Origin of the sequence: Enterobacter sp. PTB, assembly GCF_051130085.1 — a bacterium.
GTDB classification, from domain to species: domain Bacteria; phylum Pseudomonadota; class Gammaproteobacteria; order Enterobacterales; family Enterobacteriaceae; genus Enterobacter; species Enterobacter ludwigii.
The window spans coordinates 1-812 of sequence record NZ_JBDKEE010000095.1; the positions used below are offsets into that span (position 1 = coordinate 1).

The window sequence follows — 812 nt, forward strand, 5'->3', positions numbered from 1 at the left end:
ACGCAACATCTGGACAGCGAAAACAAACGCGAGGGCAAACTAAATACCATTGCATTGAGCAAACCAAACGTGAAATCAACACCGGTACTGTCTTTGCTGGCGTAACGACTATCACGTCGCTCGTTATCAGTCGCACTGGCCGGGATGCTTTCACTGCGCCATTTAACCAGCTAAAGACGCGGGTGCAGGAAATGACGATTCCGGTAACTCTCGCCCGAACGGGCGTTATTTGCACCTGAGTGTCCAGGCTGTGTGACGATGAGGGTAGATGTTTCGTTCTGCGCTGATGTTATCCCCGGCCTTCAGCCCTTTTCCGCGCGACGCGCTGCCGATATAATCTCCGCCATGAATAAAACGAATCACACTGCATTACCTCCTGAAGAATCACTGGCTGACCTGGCGCATTTTGCCTGGTGCGCACTGACGGCCCTGCGCCTTGTTCAGCAGGAGGGGCAGGCGCACTCCTCGCTGACCTCTCATGCTTTTTTACTACGCTGGCTGGCGGGGGCGCAGAAGCAGCGCCGCTTTCCGCGCTCTGTTGCCTCTGATATTGACAGCTTGTTGCACCTGGGACGCCAGAAAGGTCCCGCTGCGAATCTGTTATCGCGGCTGGAGTGCCTCCTGCAATCCTGCTCTGAACCGGTGACGCAGCAGTCAGACCTGTTCCGGCTGACGCACGCCATTGAATATCTGCGCTCACAGGGCTGGGTCAATGCCGTGGTGGCGGACGAAGAGTGGGTTCCTGAAACCCTGTATACCGAATATGCGAATACCTCTGCATTACTGGTCAGGAAATCCGAACTGCAGCGCCA

The 812-nt window shown here is 55.7% G+C and carries 1 protein-coding gene; it reads left to right on the plus strand.

Annotated elements, in window-relative coordinates:
- Window positions 1-345 precede the first annotated feature (345 nt).
- On the plus strand, window positions 346-812 hold a 467-nt coding region (locus AAIR21_RS27720; protein WP_434682820.1), incomplete at its 3' end, for a DUF2913 family protein.